This is a genomic window from Amycolatopsis tucumanensis, assembly GCF_021654135.1.
GTDB classification, from domain to species: Bacteria; Actinomycetota; Actinomycetes; order Mycobacteriales; family Pseudonocardiaceae; genus Amycolatopsis_E; species Amycolatopsis_E tucumanensis.
The window spans coordinates 1-18591 of the sequence record NZ_JAKGSD010000075.1 but is presented as its reverse complement, the minus strand read 5'-3'; the positions used below and the strand labels follow the sequence as shown (position 1 = coordinate 18591).

Below are 18591 nucleotides of genomic sequence, written 5' to 3'. Positions count from 1 at the left end.
CGTGGTGATCCCCCTCGTTCAGGTAGTCCGCGACGGGCTCGTGGAAAGCGTCCACTTCGGATCGCGGGTCGTCCTCGGCCCCGGTGGCGAGGTGCTGGAGGCCGGAGGCGACGTCGACGAGCCGGGCTACCCCCGGTCCACGGCGAAGCTCATGCAGGCCGCCGGCATGGTGCGGCTCGGGCTCGACCTGCCGCCCGACCTGCTCGCGCTGGCTTCCGCGAGCCACTCGGCGGAGGAGTTCCACCTCGACGGGGCGCGCAAGATCCTCGGGGAGCTCACCGAGGACGACCTGCAGTGCCCCGCCCACCTCCCCCACGACCCGGTCCTGCACGACTTGTGGATCGCCGAGGGACGCGCGCCGCGGCGGCTCGCGCACAACTGCTCCGGCAAGCACGCCGCGATGCTCGCCACCGCGAAGCTGAACGGCTGGTCCACCCACGACTACCTGGACCCCGCGCACCCGCTGCAGGTGAAGCTCGCCGAGACGGTGGCCGAACTCGCGGGCGAGCCGATCGCGCACACCGCCGTCGACGGGTGCGGCGCGCCGCTGTTCGCGATCTCCCTGCGCGGCCTCGCGACCGCCGTCCAGCGGGTCGCCACCGCCCCGCCGGTCACCCCGGAACACCGCGTGGCGGACGCGATCCGCAGGCACCCGGAGATGCTGGCCGGCCCGAACCGGGACGTCACCCAGCTCATGACCGCCGTCCCCGGGCTGATCGCCAAGGACGGCGCCGAGGCCGTGCAGATCGCGGTCCTGCCGGACGGCGTCACGGTGGCGGTCAAGATCGCCGACGGCTCCGCGCGCGGCCGCATGCCGGCGACGCTGGCGGCCCTGCGCCGCTTCGCGCCCCGGTACGACTGGGACGACGTGGTAAACCGCTGTCCCAGCCTGCACGCGCCCAATATGGTCGGGCTGTGACGACACTCCGCGAAGAAGACGTCGACCGCTTCCGCCGCGACACCCCCGGCACGGACGAGGTCGTGCACCTCAACAACGCCGGCTCGGCCCTGCCGCCGCGGCAGGTCACCGACACGGTGCTCGACTACCTGCGGGAGGAGTCGGTGCGCGGCGGCTACGAAACCGCGGCCGCGCACGCCGACCGCATCCAGGGCGTGACCGACGGGATCGCCCGGTTCCTCGGCGCGGAGGCCGCCGACATCTCGGTGACCGACAGCGCGACCCGGTCGTGGCAAGCCGTCTTCTACGCGTTCCGCTTCGAGCCCGGCGACCGCATCCTGACCTGCCGGTCGGAGTACGCCAGCAACGCGATCGCCTACCTGCAGGTCGCCCGCCGCACCGGCGCGGTGGTCGAGGTCGTCGAGGACGACGAGAGCGGCCAGCTGGACGTCGCCGACCTGGAGCGCCGCCTGGACGGCGACGTCAAGCTCATCGCGATCACCCACGTGCCGACCCAGGGCGGCCTGGTCAACCCGGCCGAAGAGGTCGGCGCGATCGCCGAGCGGGCCGGGATCCCGTTCCTGCTCGACGCGTGCCAGTCGGCCGGGCAGCTGGACCTCGACGTGCGCCGCCTGCGCTGCGACGCGCTGTCCGGCACCGGCCGCAAGTACCTCCGCGGCCCGCGCGGCACCGGCTTCCTCTACACGCACCCGCGGCTGCGCGAGCGGCTCGAGCCCGCGATGCTCGACCTGCACTCGGCCACCTGGACCGCGCCGGACACCTTCGAGATCGCGCCGGACGGCCGCCGCTTCGAGACCTGGGAACGCAACCACGGCCTCGTGCTCGGCCTCGGCGCCGCCGTCGAGTACGCCTCGGAGATCGGCCTGGCCGCCATTGAGGAGCGGGTCACCGCGCTGGCCGCGCGGCTGCGGGCGGACCTGTCGCAGATCGCCGGTGTCTCGGTGCACGACCAGGGCAAGCGCAAGTGCGGCATCGTCACCTTCAGCGTGGCCGGGACCGATGCCGCGGAGGTCCAGCGGGCGCTGGCCCAGGCGAAGATCAACACCTCGGTGGCGCGCCCCACCTCCTACCAGTACGACCAGGAGGTGCGGCGCCTGCCGGACATGGTGCGGGCGTCCGTGCACTACTACAACACCGAGGACGAGCTGCGCGCGCTGGCCGAGGCCGTGGAGCGGCTGGCGTAGCCGGTCATTCGCTGCGCAGGACGGCCGCGATGGGCGTCCGCGCGGCGCCGCGTGCCGGGATGAGCGCGCCCGCCACCGCGATGACGATCCCGGCCAGCGCCAGCAGGGCCACCACCGGCGCGCGGTAGACGTCCAGGACGAACCCGAAGACGTCGGACTGGGCCGCGCGCATCATCGCGGGGGCGACCACCCGGTGCGCGAGGATCCCGAGCGGCACGCCGATCAGGCCGCCGACCAGTCCCAGCGCGCCCATCGAGGTCACCAGCATCACGGTGACCTGGCGCGGTGTCATGCCGATCGACTTCAGCATGCCGAGGTCGCGCCGCCGTTCGCGGGCGTTGAGGACGACGGTGTTGAACACACCGAGCGCGGCGACGGCGCCCAGCACCAGGGTCAGGAGCGTGGCGGAGCTGATGAGCACCACGGCCTGGCTCGACGTCCCGTCGCGCGGGGGCAGCACGGTCAGGCCGGGGTCGCCGGCCTCGATCGCGGCCCGGTAGGCCTGCTGGTCGGTGCCCGGCGCGAGTTCGACCGTGTAGGTGTCGGCCCGTGCGGCCGGGTCGAGCAGCGTCAGCGTGGACCAGTCGGCGAAGATCGTGTCGGCGTTGTTGGTCAGCACGACGCCGACGATTCGCACCGGGGTGCGCTGCCCGGCGAGTTCCACGGTGACGGTGTCGCCGATCGCGAGCCCGCGCTGGTTGAGGAACCTCGACGGCACCGCCACCTGCCCCGGCCCGTCCGGCCAGTGGCCGCTCGTGACCTGGGGGGCGAGGGCCGCGGAGTCGCCGCGGGAGAACTCGATCGTCGCGGTCTGCTGCCCGCCGACCACGTTGACGATCTTCGTGGCCACCGCGGCGACGAGCTCCGCGCCGGGTGTCGTGCGCAGCAGCGCCTCGTCCTCGGCGTCGGTCAGCGTCGTCGCGGCGCCGGGCTTCGGCGACGCGCCGTCCGACAGCGCCGGCCCGCCCGCCACCACGTCGATGCGGTCCGGGTGGGACGGCCGCACCGCCGAGTTGTACGCGTTCACCGACAGGGTCACGCCGATCGCGAGCGTCACGGTGGTGACGCCGAGGACGACCGCGGCCAGCGTCAGGCCGCTGCGCGCCGGGCGGGCGAACGGCACCCCGAGGCCGAGGCTCACCGAGCGCGGCAGCCGCAGGCCGGACAGCCGGCGCTGGACGGCGAGCGCCCGCCCCGGCCGGGGCGCGCTGCCCGCGCTGATCGCCGCGGCCGCCGGCAGCCGGCGCGCCCGCAGCGCGGACACCAGCGCGGCCAACGCGACCACGGCCGGCATCCCGAGCAACGCCGCGACGTCCACCCAGACGTCGATGCCGACCGCTCCCGCGCCGAAGACCTGAAACGCGTCGGCCAGCAGCGGCCGCGCGACCACGTTCCCGAGCACCGTGCCCAGCACGCACCCGGCGGCGGACGGGACCAGGACCATCACCAGGTAGACCCCCATCACCTGGTCCGGGGTGAAGCCGAGCGCCTTGAGCATCCCGATGTCGCGGTACCCGGCCACCACCGCGCCGCCGACCACGTTGGCGACGATCAGCACCGCGACCGCGAGCCCGAGGAACCCGAAGACGACCAGGAACGGCACGTACACCCCGACCTCGGTGACGAGCTGCTGCTTCACCGTGAGGTAGGACTGCGCGCCCAGCAGCGCCCCGGGCGGCAGCCCGGCCGTCACCGCCGCTTGCCCGGCGGCGATGTCCGCGGCGGTCGCGGCCGCGGCGAACCGGTAGAGCACCTGGCTCGCGGTGGGCTGCAGCGCCGCCGCCTGGGCGGGGGTGACCCACGCGTCGGCGGACGCGCTCACCGAGTAGGCGAACCCGACGACGGTCAGCGCGGGCTGCCCCGGAACCTCGATCCGGCTCCCGAGCGGCACCAGGGTGGTGCCGGGGACCAGGTTCAGGACGATCTCGCCCGGCGCGGCCGCCCACCGGCCCTCCCACACGTCCACCCGGTCCACCGGCCCGCCGGGGTCCGCGCGCCCCACGGTGGTCAGGGACGGCCCGACGCGTTGCGCGCTCTGCGAGGTGTCGAGGGTGAGCTGGGCGAGCGGCCCGGCCACCGCCTCGGCGCCTGCGGCGGCCCTGGTCAGCTGGTCGTCGGTCACCTGGGTGCGGTCGAACGCCGCGACCAGGTCCGCGACGCTCTGCTGCTCGTGCGCCCGGTCGAACGGGGCCGACGACGACACCAGCAGCCCGAGCGCCAGCACGATCGTCGCCGTGGAGATGGTCACGACCAGGCCGATCACCGCGGTCTGGAGCCGTCGGCGCCCCACCGCGGCCCGCGCCACCCGCCACACCGCGCTCACGGCGTCCGCTCCAGGCTGGTCTCCCGCGCGACCCGCCCGTCGGCGACCTCGACCACGCGGCTCGCGCACCGGGTGGCGAGCCGCTCGTCGTGCGTCACCAGCAGCAGCGTCTGCCCGATCTGGTTGAGGTCGAGCAGCAGGTCCATCACCTGCTCGCCGGACCGGCTGTCCAGCGCGCCGGTCGGCTCGTCGGCCAGCAGCAGCGCGGGCCGGTTCATCAGCGCCCGCGCGACCGCGACGCGCTGCCGCTCGCCGCCGCTCAACCGGGCCGGGTAGACGTTGCGGCGCCCGGCGATGCCGAGTTCGCCGAGCAGTTCGAGCGCGCGCTTGCGGGCCTGGCCGGCCGGGGTGCCGGTGAGCTGGGCGGCCAGCGCCACGTTGTCCAGCGCGGGTAGGTCGTCGAGCAGGTTGAAGAACTGGAAGATCATGCCGATCCGGCGGCGGCGGAACAGCGCCAGCCCGGTCTCGTTCAGCTTCCCCAGGTCCTCGCCGTGCACGACGACCGAACCGGACGTCGGGCGGTCCAGCCCGGCCACCATGTTCAGCAGCGTGGACTTACCGCTGCCGGAGGGCCCCATCACCGCGACCGCCTCCCCGGCCCGGATCTCCAGGGAGACCCCGTCCAGGGCGACCGATTCGCTGTACTCCTTGCGCACGTCGGTCAACCGCACGACCGCGCCGTCATCTCTGGTCACGCCGGCCATCCTGCGGGCAGCGGCCCAGTGCGGGCATCGGTCCGCGGAGGTAACTCCCGGCGCGGGTCATCCCGGGGATGTAGTCCGGCGGTGGATGCGCGTCGCTCCGGGTCCTGACACAGTTGCCGGGTGTGGGAACTGGTTGTCGCCGCGGTGGCGTGCCTGGTGGCCGCCGTGCTGGCGGTCCGGCTCGGGCGCGCGCGGCGGGCGTTCGCGAGGGCGCTGGAGGAGCGCGGCTGGCTGCTGGAGCGGGAACGGGAGAGCGCGGCGCGCAGCGCGGTCGACGACGAGCGGGCGCGGATCGCGCGGGAGCTGCACGACATCGTCAGCCACAACGTGAGCGTGATGGTGGTGCAGACCGGGGCCGCGCGCCGGGTGCTCGCGACCGAACCCGCGCAGGCCGCGACGGCGCTGGAAGCGGTCGAGGCGGCCGGGCGGGACACGATGACCGAGCTGCGGAACCTGCTCGGCGTGCTCGCCCCGCCCGCCGACGGTGACGAGACCGCGGACCTGTCGCCGCAGCCCAGTCTGAGCAGGCTCAGCCCGCTGATCGACCGGATCGCGTTCGCCGGGCTGCCGGTGGAGGTCCGCGTGTCCGGCGAGCCGCGGCCGCTGCCGTCCGGAGTGGACCTGACGGCGTACCGGATCATCCAGGAAGCGCTCACCAACGCACTCAAGCACGGCGACGGGCGGCAGGCGGAGGTGACCGTGCGGTACTCCGACCGCTACCTGCGCGTCGAGGTGCTCAACAGCGGGCCCAGCGTGCTGTCCGGGGACGCCCCGGCCCCGTCCGACGAGACCGAGGAGGGACGCGGCCTGCTCGGGCTGCGGCAGCGCGTGGCCGTGTTCGGCGGCGACCTGGACGCCCGGCGGCGCATCGGCGGCGGGTTCCGGGTCCGGGCGAAGATCCCGCTGGAGCGGCCGTGACCGGGCCGCGCGTGGTGATCGCCGACGATCAGGCCCTGGTGCGCACCGGCTTCCGCATGATCCTGGCCTCCGGCGGTGTCGACGTCGTGGGCGAGGCGGCGGACGGCGCGGAGGCCGTCGCCACCGTCCGCGACCTGGAGCCGGACGTCGTGCTGATGGACATCCGGATGCCGGCGATGGACGGCCTGGAGGCCGCGCGCCGCATCCTGGCGCGCGACCCCGGCTGCCGGGTGCTCATGCTGACCACGTTCGACCTCGACCGCTACGTCTACGACGCGCTCGCCGCCGGGGCCAGCGGGTTCCTACTCAAGGACGTCACCCCCGAGCACCTGGTGGCCGCGGTGCGCCTGGTCGGCACCGGCGACGCGCTGCTGGCCCCGTCGATCACCCGGCGGCTGGTGGAGCGCTTCGCCGCGGCGCGACCACGTCCGGCGCTGCACCGCGATCTCGCCGTCCTGACCCCGCGCGAACTGGAGGTTCTCACCCTCGTCGCGCGGGGCCGGTCGAACGCCGAGATCGCCGCGGAGCTGACGCTCAGCGAGGCGACGGTCAAGACCCACGTGGCCCGCATCTTCGCCAAGCTGTCGTTGCGCGACCGCGCCCAGGCCGTCGTCCTCGCCTACGAAACCGGGCTGGTCTCCCCCAGCGACTGAACGGGCGTGGTCAGCACGCGGTCGTGCCCGGCCTCGCGCACCGGGCCGGTCAGCTCGAACGCGGCGCGGCAGGGCAGGTCGTCGGCCGAGCGGCCGGCGAACACCTCGATCGTGCCGGGTTCGACGATCCGGCGCAGGTCCAGTCCGGTGAACGCGAGCCGGTCGGCGTGCAGCCGGAACGTCACCGTCCGCGCCTCCCCCGCGCCGAGGGTGATCCGCGCGAACCCGGCCAGCTGCCGCACCGGGCGGGTCACCTGCGCGAGCACGTCATTCACGTACAGCTGCACCACCTCGTCCCCGGCGCGGTCGCCGGAGTTGCGCACCCGCACCGAGACCTCGACCTCGCCGTCGGTCGGCACCTCACGCGCGCTCAGCGTCAGGTCCTCGTAGTCGAACGTGGTGTAGGAGATGCCGTGCCCGAACGGGAACAGCGGGCTCGGGTCGAGGTTGCTGATGCCCTCGCTGTTGCCGCCGAGCGGGGGCTGCAGGTAGGTGCTCGGCTGCGCGCCTGCCACCCGCGGCACCTGCACCGGGAGACGTCCGCCGAAGTTCGTCCGTCCGGACAGGACACCCGCCAGCGCCGGGCCGCCCTCCTCGCCGGGCATGAACGCCTGCACCAGTGCCGCCGCCCCGGTGTGGTCCCCCAGCGCGTACGGACGGCCGGACACCACGACCACCACCACCGGCGTGCCGGTGGCCAGCAGTTCGCTCAGCAGCCCGTCCTGCACGCCGGGCAGCCGCAGGTCCGGGGCGTCGCAGCCCTCGCCGGAGGTGCCCTCGCCGAACAGGCCCGCCCGGTCGCCGACCACGGCGATGCACACGTCCGCGTCCCGCGCGGCTTCCACCGCTTCGGCGAAGCCGGACCGGTCCTCGTCGCGGATCGGGCAGCCGGCCGCCGAGGTGATCACCGCGTCCGGCAGTTCCGCGCGCAGCGACTCCAGCAGCGACGGCGCCTCGACCCCGATGCCGTACTCGGGATAGCGCGGCAGCACGTGGTTCGGGTACGAGTAGCAGCCCATGAACGCCAGCGGGTCGTCCGCGCACGGACCGACGACCGCGATCCGCTTCGCGCGCAACGGCAGCGTGCCGTCGTTGGCGAGCAGCACCACCGACTTCTCCGCCAGCTCCCGAGCGATCGCCCGGTTGCGCGGCGAGTCCAGGTCCACCGGCCGCGCCCGCGGCGCCCAGTCCGCGTCGAGCAGGCCCAGCTCCGCCTTCTGCCGCAGCAGCCTGCCGACCGCACGGTCCACAAGGGACTCCGGCACCTCGCCCGAACGCACCAGCTCGATGAGTTCCTTGCCATAGCACAGGGTGTCCGGCAGCTCGACGTCGATGCCCGCGGCCAGCGCGAGCGCCCCGGCCTGCCCGGTGCTGTCGGCGACCCGGTGCATGCTGCCCAGGAACGCGATGGCCCAGTAGTCGGACACCACCACGCCCTCGAAACCCCACTCGTCCCGCAGGATCCCGGTCAGCAGCGGCGCGTTCGCCGCCGCGGGCACCCCGTCGAGGTCGACGTAGGCGTTCATCACCGACCGCGCCCCGCCCTCGCGGATCGCCATCTCGAACGGCGGCAGGATCACGTCCCGCAGCTCCCGCTGGCCGATCGACACCGGCGCGTGGTTGCGGGCCGCGCGCGACGCCGAATACCCGGCGAAGTGCTTGAGCGTGGCGACGATCCCGTTGCGCTCCAAGCCACGCACGTACGCGGCGCCGAGCGTACCGACCAGGTACGGGTCCTCGCCGAGGGTCTCCTCGACCCGGCCCCACCGGTAGTCCCGCACGACGTCCAGCACCGGCGAGAGACCCTGGTGCACCCCGGAGGCGCGCATGTCGTCCGCGATCGCCGACGCCATCCGCTCGACCAGTTCCGGGTCGAACGTCGCCGCCCACGCCAGTGCCGCCGGGTACACGGTGGCGCCGTAAGTGGTGAACCCGGTCAGGCACTCCTCGTGCACGATCGCCGGGATGCCCAGCCGGGTCTCCTCGACGATCTCCCGCTGCAGCGCCTCGACCCGCGCCGCGCCCTCGGCCGCGCTGACCGGCGCCGTGCCGAACACCCGCGTCAGGTGCCCGATGCCGTTCTCCCGCGCCTGCTCGAACGGCACCCCGCCACGCGCGAAGACGTCCTGCATCGGCGCGACGTTGCCGTTCAGCTGCTCGTTGCCCGGCCATGCGCTGCCCAGCTGCGCCACCTTCTCTTCGAGGGTCATCTCCGCCAGCAGCGCCTCGGCTCGGGCTGCGGCGGGCAGCGCGCTGTCACGCCAGGTCGGTTCCGTCATGGTGCTCCTCGCAGGTTCGTCGTCGAATCGCGCACCACCAGGTTGGTGGCCAGCTCCACGTGGTGGGAGTCGAGGGTTTCGCCGGCAGCGAGCCGCATCAGCGTGCGCAGCGCGACGCGGCCCATGTCCTGCAACGGCTGCCGCACTGTGGTCAGCGCGGGCGTGGCCAGCTCGGCGAGCATGGTGTCGTCGAACCCGACGACCGACAGGTCCTCGGGCACGCGCAGTCCCCGCCGCCGGGCCGCTTCCATCACGCCCAGCGCGGTCGCGTCACTGCCGGCGAACACGGCGGTCGGCGGCTCCGGCAGGTCGAGCAACCGCCCGCCCATCTCCAGCCCGTCCGGGTAGCCGAAGGCGCCGTGCAGGATCAGCCGCGGATCGACGGTCACGCCGGCGTTCTCCAGCGCCGCGCGGTAGCCGTGCTGGCGGGCCTGGCTGCAGGAGGCCTGCACCGGCCCGCCCGCGTAGGCGATGCGCCGGTGGCCCAGCTGCAGGAGGTGCTCGGTGGCGGACACCCCGCCGTTCCAGTTGGTCGCGCCGACGCTGGTCACCTCGACGCGCGGCAGGTTCAGCGGATCGATGACCACGAGCGGCAGCCCGGCGCGCGCGAAGCCCTCGACCTGGGCGCGGGTCAGCTCGGAGGTGACCACGATCAGCCCCTCGCGCCCGGCCAGGCGCAGGCGCCGCGCCCAGTCGTCGTCGTCGGACTCGGGCAGGCGCCCGACCACGACGTCCACCCCGGTTTCCGCGCCCGCCTCGGTGACCCCGCGCAGGACCTCCAGCGAGTAGGGGCTCACCAGGTCGTCGAACACCAGGTCCACCACGCGCGCCGGCCCTACCGTGCGCCGACCGGACTGGGGCACGTAACCCAGTTCCTTCAACACGTCCTGGACCCGCTGCCGGGTCGCCGCCGCCACGTCGCCGCGACCGTTGAGCACCTTGGAGACGGTCGGCAGCGAAACCCCGGCGGCCTCTGCGACCATCGCGAGCGTCGCGCGCTGGGAACCGGCAGGCACCGCACCCTCCAACCAATTTTCTTGCCGAAAAGTTTCAGGCGACTATAACGCTATTTTCCTTGCCGAAACAGCTCTTGACGCGTCCGGGTGGGCCGCATATCTTCCGACACACACCAGAGTGTTTCCGAAAACTTTCGGACCTTCGATGGGGAAGGCGCATCATGACACTGGTCAAGCGGCGCACCGCCGTGATCGCGGCCGGACTGGCCGCGGTTCTCTCCCTCACCACCGCGTGCGGCTCCAGCGGTCCGTCCGGCGGGGGCGGCGCCACCGCGTGGGCGCTCACCGGCGGCGACGAGCAGACGTTCCGGACGTCGTTCGAGTCGTCCGGGGTCGACGCGCAGTACTTCGGCAACGACGCGTACAAGCAGAAGATCCGCACCGCGATCGGTGCGAACGAGGCGCCGACGCTGGTCTTCAGCTGGAGCGGCGGCCTGCTCAAGTCCTGGGTGGACTCCGGCAAGATCATGGACCTGTCCGCCGAAGCCGCGAACGACCCGGCGTTCGTGAACCGGTTCCTGCCGTCGGTGGCGCGCACCGGCGTGCTCGACGGCAAGACCTACGCCGTGCCGAACAACGGCATGCAGCCGGTCGTGCTGTTCTACAACAAGGAACTGTTCGACCAGATCGGCGCGCAGCCGCCGAAGACGTGGGACGACATGATGGCCCTGGTGCCGCGGTTCAACCAGGCCGGCATCGCGCCGTTCTCCCTCGGCGGGCAGAGCAAGTGGCCGCAGCTGATGTGGGAGGAGTACCTCGTCGACCGCATCGGCGGGCCCGAGGTGTTCAACAACATCGTCGCCGGCAAGCCCGGCGCGTGGTCGGATCCGGCGATCATCCGCGCCAACACGATGATCCAGCAGCTCGTCGACGCCGGCGGCTTCGTCCGCGGCTTCAACTCGATCGCGACCGACAGCAACGCCGACACCGCGCTGCTGTTCACCGGCAAGGCCGCGATGTACCTGATGGGCTCCTGGGCCTTCCCCACCATCAAGCAGGCCGACCCCGACTTCATCTCGAGCGGCAAGCTCGGCTGGACCACGTTCCCCACCGTGTCCGGCGGCAAGGGCGACCCGGCCAACATCGTCGGCAACCCGGCCAACTACTGGTCCGTCTCGGCCACCGCGAGCGAGGAGCAGAAGCAGTCGGCGCTGCGGTACCTGCGCGAGGACCTGATGAACGACTCCTACGTCGACTCGCTGCTCGCCGGCGGTTCGGTGCCGCCGCTGACCGGCATCGAGGACAAGCTCGCGAAGACCGAGGACCCGCAGTACCTGTCCTACGTGTACGAAATGGCGAGCAAGGCGCCGAACTTCCAGCTGTCCTGGGACCAGGCGCTCTCCCCCGGCCAGGCCGACGCGCTGCTGACCAACCTGGAGCAGCTGTTCCTCAAGCAGATCACGCCGGAGCAGTTCTCCGCCAACATGAACGCGACGATCGGGCAATGAGCACGGTTCTCGAACAGCGGGACCGGGCGCCGGCACGCACGCCGGCGCCCGGCCGCGGCCGGCTGCGGACCGGCCCCAGCCCGCTGATGGCGGTGCCCGCGCTGGCGTTCTTCGGGGTGTTCGCGATCGTGCCGCTCGGCGGGGTCGCGGTGCTGAGCTTCATGGAGTGGGACGGCATCGGCGACCCGTCGTGGGCCGGGCTGGCGAACTGGGCCGCGGCGCTCGCCGACCCCGCGACCTACCACGCGATCTGGCTGTCCGTGCAGGTGATGGTGGTCAGCTGGCTGGTGCAGACGCCGATCTCGCTGCTGCTCGGCGTGCTCATCGCCGGGCGCGGCCGGTACCGCGCGCTGCTCGGGGTGCTGTACTTCCTGCCGATGCTGCTGTCCGCGGCGGCCATCGCGATCGCGTTCAAGGCGCTGCTCGACCCGAACTTCGGCATGAGCCGCGCGTTCGGGCTGGACTTCCTGTCGCAGGACTGGCTCGGCGACCCGACACTGGCGTTGTACGTGGTGATCTTCGTGATCGCCTGGCAGTTCGTGCCCTTCCACACGCTGCTCTACCAGGGCGGGGTGCGGCAGATCCCGAAGTCGCTGTACGAGGCGGCGGAGCTGGACGGGGCCGGCCGGGTGCGGCAGTTCTTCCACATCACGCTGCCGCAGCTGCGCTACACGATCATCACGTCTTCGACGATGATGCTGGTCGGCTCGCTGACCTACTTCGACCTGGTGTTCGTGCTGACCGGCGGCGGTCCGGGCGACGCGACGCGGATGCTGCCGCTGGACATGTACCTGTCCGGGTTCTCCGGCAACGACATGGGGCGGGCGAGCACGCTCGCCGTGCTGCTGGTGGTCGCCGGGCTCGCGCTGGCGCTGGGGTTGTCGAGGCTGTCCAGCTTCCGGCGGGGCAGCCAGCTGGAGGGGGCGTGATGCGGACCCGTCCGAACTACCTCGGCGGCCTCGCCGGGTTCGTGTGGCTGGCCGTCGTGCTGGTGCCGGTGTACTACGTGGTGGTGACGAGCCTGCGCAACCAGCGCGGGTTCTACGACGCGAACCCGTTGTCGGTGCCGACCTCGCCGACGTTCAGCGCGTACGAGCTGGTGCTGCGCAACGACTTCTGGCGCTACTTCGCCAACAGTGTGGTCGTGACGCTGGCGACGGTGGCGATCGCGGTCGCGGTGGCGTTGATGGCCGCCTACTACGTGGTGCGCGGCACGACGTGGTTCTCGCGGTTCACCTACCGCGGCTACCTGCTGGGCCTGGCGATCCCGATCCAGGCGACGATCATCCCGGTGTACTACCTGATCACGCGGGCGCAGCTGTACGACACGCTGCTGGCGATCATCCTGCCGTCGGTGGCGTTCGCGATCCCGCTGTCGGTGATCATCCTGGCGAACTTCCTGCGGGACGTGCCGAACGAGCTGTTCGAGTCGATGCGGGTGGACGGCGCCGGTGACTGGCGGATGCTGTTCAGCCTGGTGCTGCCGATGATCCGGCCCGCGGTGGTGACGGTCGCGGTGTACGACGGGCTGAACGTGTGGAACGGGTTCCTGTTCCCGCTGATCCTGACGCAGAGCCCGGACCAGCGGGTGCTGCCGCTCGCGTTGTGGTCGTTCCAGGGGCAGTTCCGGGTGAACATCCCGGCGGTGCTGGCGGCGGTCGTGTTGTCGACGCTGCCGGTGCTGGCGCTGTACATCCTGGGCCGGCGGCAGCTGGTCAGCGGCCTGACGGCGGGTTTCGGGAAGTGAGGTCGCGGACGGGCAGTAGTTCGATGGCCGCGCCGGACCGTTCGAGCAGGTGCGCGTGCTCGGCGCGCCTCGGGTCGGCCCGGTAGGCCTCGAACTCCTGCTCGCCCGGGAACCCGACGAGGTGCACCTCGGTGCCGTCGTCAAGGGATCGGACCCGCCGCTCGAGGCGGCCGCCGTACTCGGCCAGGAGGGGCAGGACGGCGTCCTCGTAGGCGTCGAAGGCTTCCGCGCCGCCTCCGGGGAGCCGCGCGATGAGCAGGAACGTGATGGTCATGGGCTCATCCAACCCGGCCACCCTGTTGGGCCGCTCCCACTCCCGGCACCAAGTTGCCGCGCAGCGACACGACCCGCATCACCGCCCGCGCACCACGCCCCGCACATCCGCCGCCGACGGCGCGCCCAGCGCACGCGAGATCCCCCGCGCCGCGGCGGTCATCACCGGCACCAGCGCCCTCGGCTCGCACTCGTCCACGTGCACGACCAAGCCCAATGCGGCCACCACCTCGTCACCGGCACCGCGGATCGGCGCCGCGATCGCCACCGCCTCCAGCGTCAGCTGCTCCTCCGCCACCGCGACCCCGGTGCGCCGCACCTCCGCCAGCACCCGCCGCAGCTCCCGCGCGTCGGTGATCGTCTTGTGCGTGAAGCGCTTCAGCGGCGCCTCCAGCACCTGCTCCTGCACCTCGCGACCCGCGTGGGCCAGCAGTGCGAGCCCGGTCCCGGTGGCGTGCAACGGCCACCGCTGCCCCAACCGGCTCAGCACCGTCACCGTGCCGCGCGCCCGCAGCGTCTCGACGTACACCACCTCGTGCCCGTCCCGCACCGCCAGGTGCACGTGCGCCCGCGTGGAGTGGAACAGGTCCTCCAGGAACGGCTGCGCCAGTTCGCGCAGTTCCAGCCCGCGCGGCGCGAGCGCGGCCAGCTCCAGCAGGTGCAGCCCGATCCGGTAGCGGCCGTCGTCGTCGCGTTCGAGGGCGCCCCAGTTCACCAGCTCACCGGCGAGCCGGTGCGCGGTCGTCAGCGAAAGCCCCGCCCGTCGGCTGATTTCGCTCAACGTGAGCAGGCTGCGGCCCGGTGTGAACGCGTCGAGCACGGCGAGCAGCCGTCCCGCCGCGGTCATGGGGATCGGTCTCCGCACAGCCCTGTCCACGGCGGCTCCTCCGGGGGTCGGCGCTGACTCCGTCGGTTCCATCCTTGATCGTGTGCCGCCGCTCATACAACGGGCCTTCCGCATGGTGGAAGCCCTGTTGCGCCGTGGTCACACGCGCGAGTGGTCAAGTTGGCTCGATCGAGTTTCCGCGGCGCGCCCGCGGAGGACGACGTGGTTACGTGGCGGACCCCAAACCCCGACCACACCGAGGAAGATCGCTTGTGACGGCAACGACCACCCGGCAGGAAACCGTCCCGCTCACGTTCGGCGGATTCGAGTTCGCGGGCCGCATCGTGCGCGGCGGCGGCAGACTCGCGCCGATCGTCCTGGTGGGCGGCGCGTTCCAGCACAAGGACGCGTGGGGCCGGGTGGAACGCGATCTGCTCCGGCACGCCGACGTGATCACCGTCGACCTGCCCGGCTGGGGCGCGGCGGACCGGCTGCCGCCCGGCTACGGCGTGGACTTCCTCGCCGGCGCGCTCGGCCACCTGCTCGACCACGTCGCGCCGGAGCCGGTGCACGTCGTCGGCGCCTCCTACGGCAGTGGTGTCGCGCACCGGTGGGCGCAGCTGCGGCCCGAACGGGTGCGCCGCCTGCTGCTCGTCGGCACGATGACGCACGTGACCGGGCGGCTGCGCCGGCGCATCGCCCGCAGCGTGGAGCTGGCCGAGCAGGGCAGGCACGCGGAGTTCACCGCCGAGGTGCTGGACCTGATGCTCAGCCGCGCGCCGGGCATCCGGCGGCAGGCCGCGGTCCGCCGGTGCCTGGACAGCCTGGTGGGCGCGATGACCGACGCCGACGTCGCCAAGTACCTGGACAACACCCGGCGGCTGCTCGACCACCCCGGCGACGACGGCCGCGTCCTGCCCGTCCCCGTGCTGGTCACGACCGGGGAGCACGATCCGCTTACCACGCCGGTCCTGAGCCGGGCGGCCGCGGCCCGGTGCGCCGACGCCCGCTTCACCGCGATCCACGACGCCGACCACCTCGTGCACCTGGAGCGGCCGGCCGAGGTGGTGGACCTCGCGTTGCGGTTCTTCGCCGGTGAGCCGCTGTCCGGTCTGCCGTACTGCACCCCGGTCGAGCACGTGGTCTGCGGGGTGGCGCGGTGAAGCACGCCCTGTTCGTCAACGTCGCCGACCACGGGCACGTCAACCCCACCCTCGCCGTGGTGTCGGAGCTGGTGTCGCGTGGCTGGCGGGTGAGCTACGCGGTCGGACCGGACTTCGTCCCGCAGGTGCGCGCGGCCGGTGCGGAACCGGTGGTGCTGCCGGACGTCCGGGACGGCAGCCCGCCGCCGGAGGACCTGATGGCGGGCGTGGCGATGTACCACCGGGACGCCGAGGCCGCCCTCCCCGTGCTGGAGGCCCTCGGCGAGGTGCCCGACGTGGTCGCCTACGACTTCGTCGCGTTCGCGGGCAAGGTCCTGGCGCGCAAACTCGGCTTGCCGATGGTGCAGCTGTCGCCGACGCACGCGTTGTTCCCCGGCTGGGAGCGGATCGCGTTCGGCGTCGAGAACCTCTCGGACCTGCCGGTGTACCAGCGGTTCCAGCGGTTCCTGGACGCCAACGGCCTCGGCTGTTCGGTCGAGGAGTTCCAGGCGGTGGGCGACCCGAAGGTGGTGTTCGTGCCACGGGCGTTCCAGATTTCGCCGGACCTGCTCGGGCCGGAGCACACCTTCGCCGGTCCCGCGCTGGGCGACCGGTCGTTCCAGGGGTCGTGGCGGCCGCCGGCGGGGAAACCGGTGCTGCTGGTCTCGCTCGGGTCGTGTTTCACCGACCAGCCGGACTTCTTCCGGGCCTGCCTCGACCTGGCCGCGGGTTTGGGCTGGCACACCGTGATGGCGATCGGGCGGCACATCGATCCGGCGTCGCTGGGGCCGGTTCCGGACGGGGTCGAGATCGCGCCGATGGTGCCGCAGCTCGACGTGCTGGCCGCCGCGTCGGCGTTCGTCACGCACGCCGGGATGGGCAGCCTGCTGGAAGCCCTGTACCACGGGGTGCCGATGGTCGCGGTGCCGCAGATGGCCGAGCAGCGGCTGAACGCGGCGCGCCTCGCCGAGCTGGGGCTGGGTGTCACGCTCGACCGCGCGGAGGTGTCGGCGCAGACGCTGCACAACGCGGTGCTGCGGGTGTCGTCCGACGCCGGCATCGCGGCGAACGTGGCGGGCATGCGGGAGATCGTGCGGGCGTGCGGTGGGGCGGCGGAGGCCGCGGACGTGATCGAGAAGGCCTCGGTCCGGGAAGGAGCCGCGCTGTGACGACCCTGGAGAGCCCGGTCCGCGACGTCATGCTGGAGACCGACCGCGGCCGGTTCGCCGCGTGCCGGGCCGGGTCCGGCGAGCCGGTGGTGCTGGTGGCCGGGTACCTGGGGTCCAAAGAGGACTTCGCGCCGCTGTTGCCGCTGCTGGCCGCCGCCGGGTACGCGGCGTGGGCGGTCGACCACCACGGCCAGCACGAAAGCCCGGGCTCCGACGATCCGAGCGCGTACACGTTGTCCGCGATGGCGCAGGACTTGCTGGCGGTGATCGGCGAGGTCGGCGAGGGCGAGCCGGCGCACGTGGTGGCGCACTGCGCGGGCGCCGCGGTCGCGCACGCCGCCGCGGTGGCCCTGCCGCGGGCGGTGCGCAGTTTCGCGCCGCTGGGCAGCCTGCTGACCGGTTCGGAGAAGGAGACGGCGTTCCTCACCTGGTGCGCGGACGCGGTCGCCGCGGAGGGGGCGGCGGGCTTGCACACCCTGGTCGACCACTGGGTCCGCACGGATCCGGACCGGGCGGACCTGATGCGGGCCCGGTTGTCGACCACGCGCACCGGTCACCTCATCGGGTTCGCGCGGCTGCTGTGCGGGCCGCGGGCGGGGGTCGGCGAGCTGGCCGGTTCCGGGGTGCCGCTGTTGTTCGTGCACGGCGCGGACGACGAGTTCACCGGCTCGCCCGAGGATTACCAGCGCACGGCCCGCCGGTTCGGCCGGGACGCGGTCGCCGTCGAGGGCGCCGGCCACTGCGTGCAACTGGACCGTCCACAGGAGACGGCCGCGGCGCTCACCGGGTTCTGGCGCGCAGTTTCAGCAGATCGTCGGCGAGTTCCGGCAGCGGAAGGTCGTTGACCTCGGTCACCGTGCGGACGGCTTCCTCGGGGAACGCGCCCGCGCCGGTGCAGGCGCCCGCGATCGCGCCGGCGATGGCCGCGATGGTGTCCGTGTCCCCGCCGAGGCTCGCCGCCGTGCAGCAGGCCTGCCACGGGTTTTCCGCGTGGCGGAGCACCGCGAACGCGGCGGGCACCGATTCCTGGGTGGCGACGCTGGTGCCGATCAACGCGGGCACGTCGGCCGGATCCATGGTGCGGCTCCAGCGGATGCGCGCGGCGACGTCCCCGGCCGCGACCCAGTTCCCCCGCTTGGCGGCTCGTTCCGCGGCTTCCACGGCGAAGTCGATCGCCTCGGGCAGACTCGCCCCGTCGACGCCCGCGCTCACCGCCGCGGCGACCGCGGCAGCCCCCGCGAGGGCGACGCCCGTGTTGTGGGTGACCCAACTGGCTTCGACCACGCTGTCCACGAGCAGGTCGAGGTCGGCCGGATTCGCGATCCCCACCGGGGCGATGCGCATGGCCGCACCGTTCGTGGTGCCGTACTTGCCGGCCTTCTCGAGAGCTTCCCCCGCGGCGACGGCCGTGAGAGCGGCGCGCGTGGAGGGCCCGAGCAACCCCCGGATGCCGCGGCTGCGCAGGTCCCGTTCCCACTCCAGGAGCGCATCGGCGAGCCCGTGCGGATCGATCCGCCCACCCCCGGAGACCAGCAGCCGCGCGACGATCACCGCCTGCTGGGTGTCATCGGTGACACCGCCCGCAGGCAACCCCCGAGCCGCCGCGAAGCCTGTGACAGGTTCGATTTCCGCCGGTGACAGTCCTTCCGTGGGCATACCGAGCGCATCCCCGATGGCCAGACCCGCCAGGGCCGCCAAAGCACGTTCCCTCACCACCCCACGATCCCACCACCGAAGACGGCGCGCCAGCGCCCGCTTTGAACACAACTGAAGCTGGGTGGTCATCCCGTCGCCTGACACCGGCGCGATCACCTTGAGCCAGGGCCGCAACCTCTCTGCCCACCGGCGGCCGGACATGCCAACCTTGCGGCCCTGGCTCAAGGTGATATGCACAAACCGGAAGGCGACGGGATGACCACCCGGCGACCACCCACCCGAGGTGAGCCGAGGCACCCAACCCCTGGTCATCCCGGAGCCTGCCCGTCCGGCG

The 18591-nt window shown here is 72.9% G+C and carries 17 protein-coding genes; 10 read left to right on the top strand and 7 right to left on the bottom strand.

Annotated elements, in window-relative coordinates:
- Positions 1-7 precede the first annotated feature (7 nt).
- Together L2C96_RS40395 and L2C96_RS40390 are read left to right on the top strand one after the other, a co-directional pair.
- A complete protein-coding gene (locus L2C96_RS40395) occupies positions 8-919 on the top strand; it encodes an asparaginase (protein ID WP_237339866.1) in 912 nt (303 codons plus the stop codon).
- On the top strand, positions 916-2103 hold the full coding sequence (locus L2C96_RS40390) for an aminotransferase class V-fold PLP-dependent enzyme (RefSeq protein WP_237339856.1): 1188 nt from the start codon (positions 916-918) through the stop codon (positions 2101-2103). Before L2C96_RS40395 ends, L2C96_RS40390 begins: the two co-directional genes overlap by 4 nt.
- Positions 2104-2107: 4 nt before the next feature.
- Here L2C96_RS40390 and L2C96_RS45280 read toward each other — a convergent pair whose 3' ends face one another.
- Entirely contained in the window at positions 2108-4426 is a 2319-nt protein-coding gene (locus L2C96_RS45280; protein WP_237339855.1) for an ABC transporter permease, read from the bottom strand.
- Positions 4423-5130, bottom strand: a complete 708-nt coding sequence (locus L2C96_RS40380; protein WP_027936529.1) for an ABC transporter ATP-binding protein — start codon at positions 5128-5130, stop codon at positions 4423-4425. Before L2C96_RS40380 ends, L2C96_RS45280 begins: the two co-directional genes overlap by 4 nt.
- A gap of 120 nt (positions 5131-5250) precedes the next feature.
- Here L2C96_RS40380 and L2C96_RS40375 point away from each other — a divergent pair, with 120 nt between their 5' ends.
- On the top strand, positions 5251-6048 hold the full coding sequence (locus L2C96_RS40375; protein WP_237339854.1) for a sensor histidine kinase: 798 nt from the start codon (positions 5251-5253) through the stop codon (positions 6046-6048).
- Positions 6045-6701, top strand: a complete 657-nt coding sequence (locus L2C96_RS40370) for a response regulator (RefSeq protein WP_237339853.1) — start codon at positions 6045-6047, stop codon at positions 6699-6701. Before L2C96_RS40375 ends, L2C96_RS40370 begins: the two co-directional genes overlap by 4 nt.
- Here L2C96_RS40370 and L2C96_RS40365 read toward each other — a convergent pair.
- Positions 6668-8980: a beta-xylosidase/alpha-l-arabinosidase gene (locus L2C96_RS40365; RefSeq protein ID WP_237339852.1), complete on the bottom strand. Its 2313-nt coding sequence runs from the start codon at positions 8978-8980 to the stop codon at positions 6668-6670. The genes L2C96_RS40370 and L2C96_RS40365 overlap by 34 nt on opposite strands.
- A complete protein-coding gene (locus tag L2C96_RS40360) occupies positions 8977-9996 on the bottom strand; it encodes a LacI family DNA-binding transcriptional regulator (protein WP_027936531.1) in 1020 nt (339 codons plus the stop codon). Before L2C96_RS40360 ends, L2C96_RS40365 begins: the two co-directional genes overlap by 4 nt.
- Positions 9997-10157: 161 nt before the next feature.
- Here L2C96_RS40360 and L2C96_RS40355 point away from each other — a divergent pair, with 161 nt between their 5' ends.
- Genes L2C96_RS40355 through L2C96_RS40345 form a run of 3 tightly spaced genes read left to right on the top strand, consistent with a single transcriptional unit; the run spans position 10158 to position 13191 of the window.
- The gene (locus L2C96_RS40355) at positions 10158-11444 is read left to right on the top strand and encodes an extracellular solute-binding protein (RefSeq protein ID WP_237339851.1); all 1287 of its coding nucleotides are present in this window, start codon (positions 10158-10160) and stop codon (positions 11442-11444) included.
- A complete protein-coding gene (locus tag L2C96_RS40350) occupies positions 11441-12373 on the top strand; it encodes a carbohydrate ABC transporter permease (protein WP_027934744.1) in 933 nt (310 codons plus the stop codon). Before L2C96_RS40355 ends, L2C96_RS40350 begins: the two co-directional genes overlap by 4 nt.
- Positions 12373-13191, top strand: a complete 819-nt coding sequence (locus L2C96_RS40345; RefSeq protein ID WP_020422479.1) for a carbohydrate ABC transporter permease — start codon at positions 12373-12375, stop codon at positions 13189-13191. Before L2C96_RS40350 ends, L2C96_RS40345 begins: the two co-directional genes overlap by 1 nt.
- Here the strand turns inward: L2C96_RS40345 and L2C96_RS40340 are convergent.
- A complete protein-coding gene (locus L2C96_RS40340) occupies positions 13160-13465 on the bottom strand; it encodes a hypothetical protein (RefSeq protein ID WP_237339850.1) in 306 nt (101 codons plus the stop codon). The two genes, L2C96_RS40345 and L2C96_RS40340, sit on opposite strands and share 32 nt — an antisense overlap.
- 78 nt (positions 13466-13543) lie before the next feature.
- On the bottom strand, positions 13544-14311 hold the full coding sequence (locus L2C96_RS40335) for an IclR family transcriptional regulator (RefSeq protein WP_020422481.1): 768 nt from the start codon (positions 14309-14311) through the stop codon (positions 13544-13546).
- 251 nt (positions 14312-14562) lie between these two features.
- On the opposite strand from L2C96_RS40335, the gene L2C96_RS40330 reads away from it, so the two are divergent.
- The 3 genes from L2C96_RS40330 to L2C96_RS40320 are packed head-to-tail and all read left to right on the top strand — an operon-like array spanning position 14563 to position 17446.
- On the top strand, positions 14563-15453 hold the full coding sequence (locus L2C96_RS40330; protein WP_237339849.1) for an alpha/beta fold hydrolase: 891 nt from the start codon (positions 14563-14565) through the stop codon (positions 15451-15453).
- On the top strand, positions 15450-16601 hold the full coding sequence (locus tag L2C96_RS40325) for a macrolide family glycosyltransferase (RefSeq protein ID WP_237339848.1): 1152 nt from the start codon (positions 15450-15452) through the stop codon (positions 16599-16601). The genes L2C96_RS40330 and L2C96_RS40325 overlap by 4 nt, the downstream gene beginning before the upstream one ends.
- On the top strand, positions 16598-17446 hold the full coding sequence (locus L2C96_RS40320) for an alpha/beta fold hydrolase (protein ID WP_237339847.1): 849 nt from the start codon (positions 16598-16600) through the stop codon (positions 17444-17446). The genes L2C96_RS40325 and L2C96_RS40320 overlap by 4 nt, the downstream gene beginning before the upstream one ends.
- Here the strand turns inward: L2C96_RS40320 and L2C96_RS40315 are convergent.
- Positions 17382-18317 carry an ADP-ribosylglycohydrolase family protein gene (locus L2C96_RS40315; protein ID WP_039791959.1) on the bottom strand — a complete coding sequence of 312 codons (936 nt, stop codon included), beginning with the start codon at positions 18315-18317 and terminating at the stop codon, positions 17382-17384. The genes L2C96_RS40320 and L2C96_RS40315 overlap by 65 nt on opposite strands.
- Positions 18318-18591: the final 274 nt, after the last annotated feature.

Excerpts from the sequence above, each read along its gene's own strand:
- L2C96_RS40380 (WP_027936529.1), bottom strand. The coding sequence starts at position 5,130 with ATGGCCGGCGTGACCAGAGATGACGGCGCGGTCGTGCGGTTGACCGAC.
- L2C96_RS40365 (WP_237339852.1), bottom strand. The coding sequence starts at position 8,980 with ATGACGGAACCGACCTGGCGTGACAGCGCGCTGCCCGCCGCAGCCCGA.
- L2C96_RS40355 (WP_237339851.1), top strand. The coding sequence starts at position 10,158 with ATGACACTGGTCAAGCGGCGCACCGCCGTGATCGCGGCCGGACTGGCC.
- L2C96_RS40350 (WP_027934744.1), top strand. The coding sequence starts at position 11,441 with ATGAGCACGGTTCTCGAACAGCGGGACCGGGCGCCGGCACGCACGCCG.
- L2C96_RS40345 (WP_020422479.1), top strand. The coding sequence starts at position 12,373 with ATGCGGACCCGTCCGAACTACCTCGGCGGCCTCGCCGGGTTCGTGTGG.
- L2C96_RS40340 (WP_237339850.1), bottom strand. The coding sequence starts at position 13,465 with ATGACCATCACGTTCCTGCTCATCGCGCGGCTCCCCGGAGGCGGCGCG.
- L2C96_RS40335 (WP_020422481.1), bottom strand. The coding sequence starts at position 14,311 with ATGACCGCGGCGGGACGGCTGCTCGCCGTGCTCGACGCGTTCACACCG.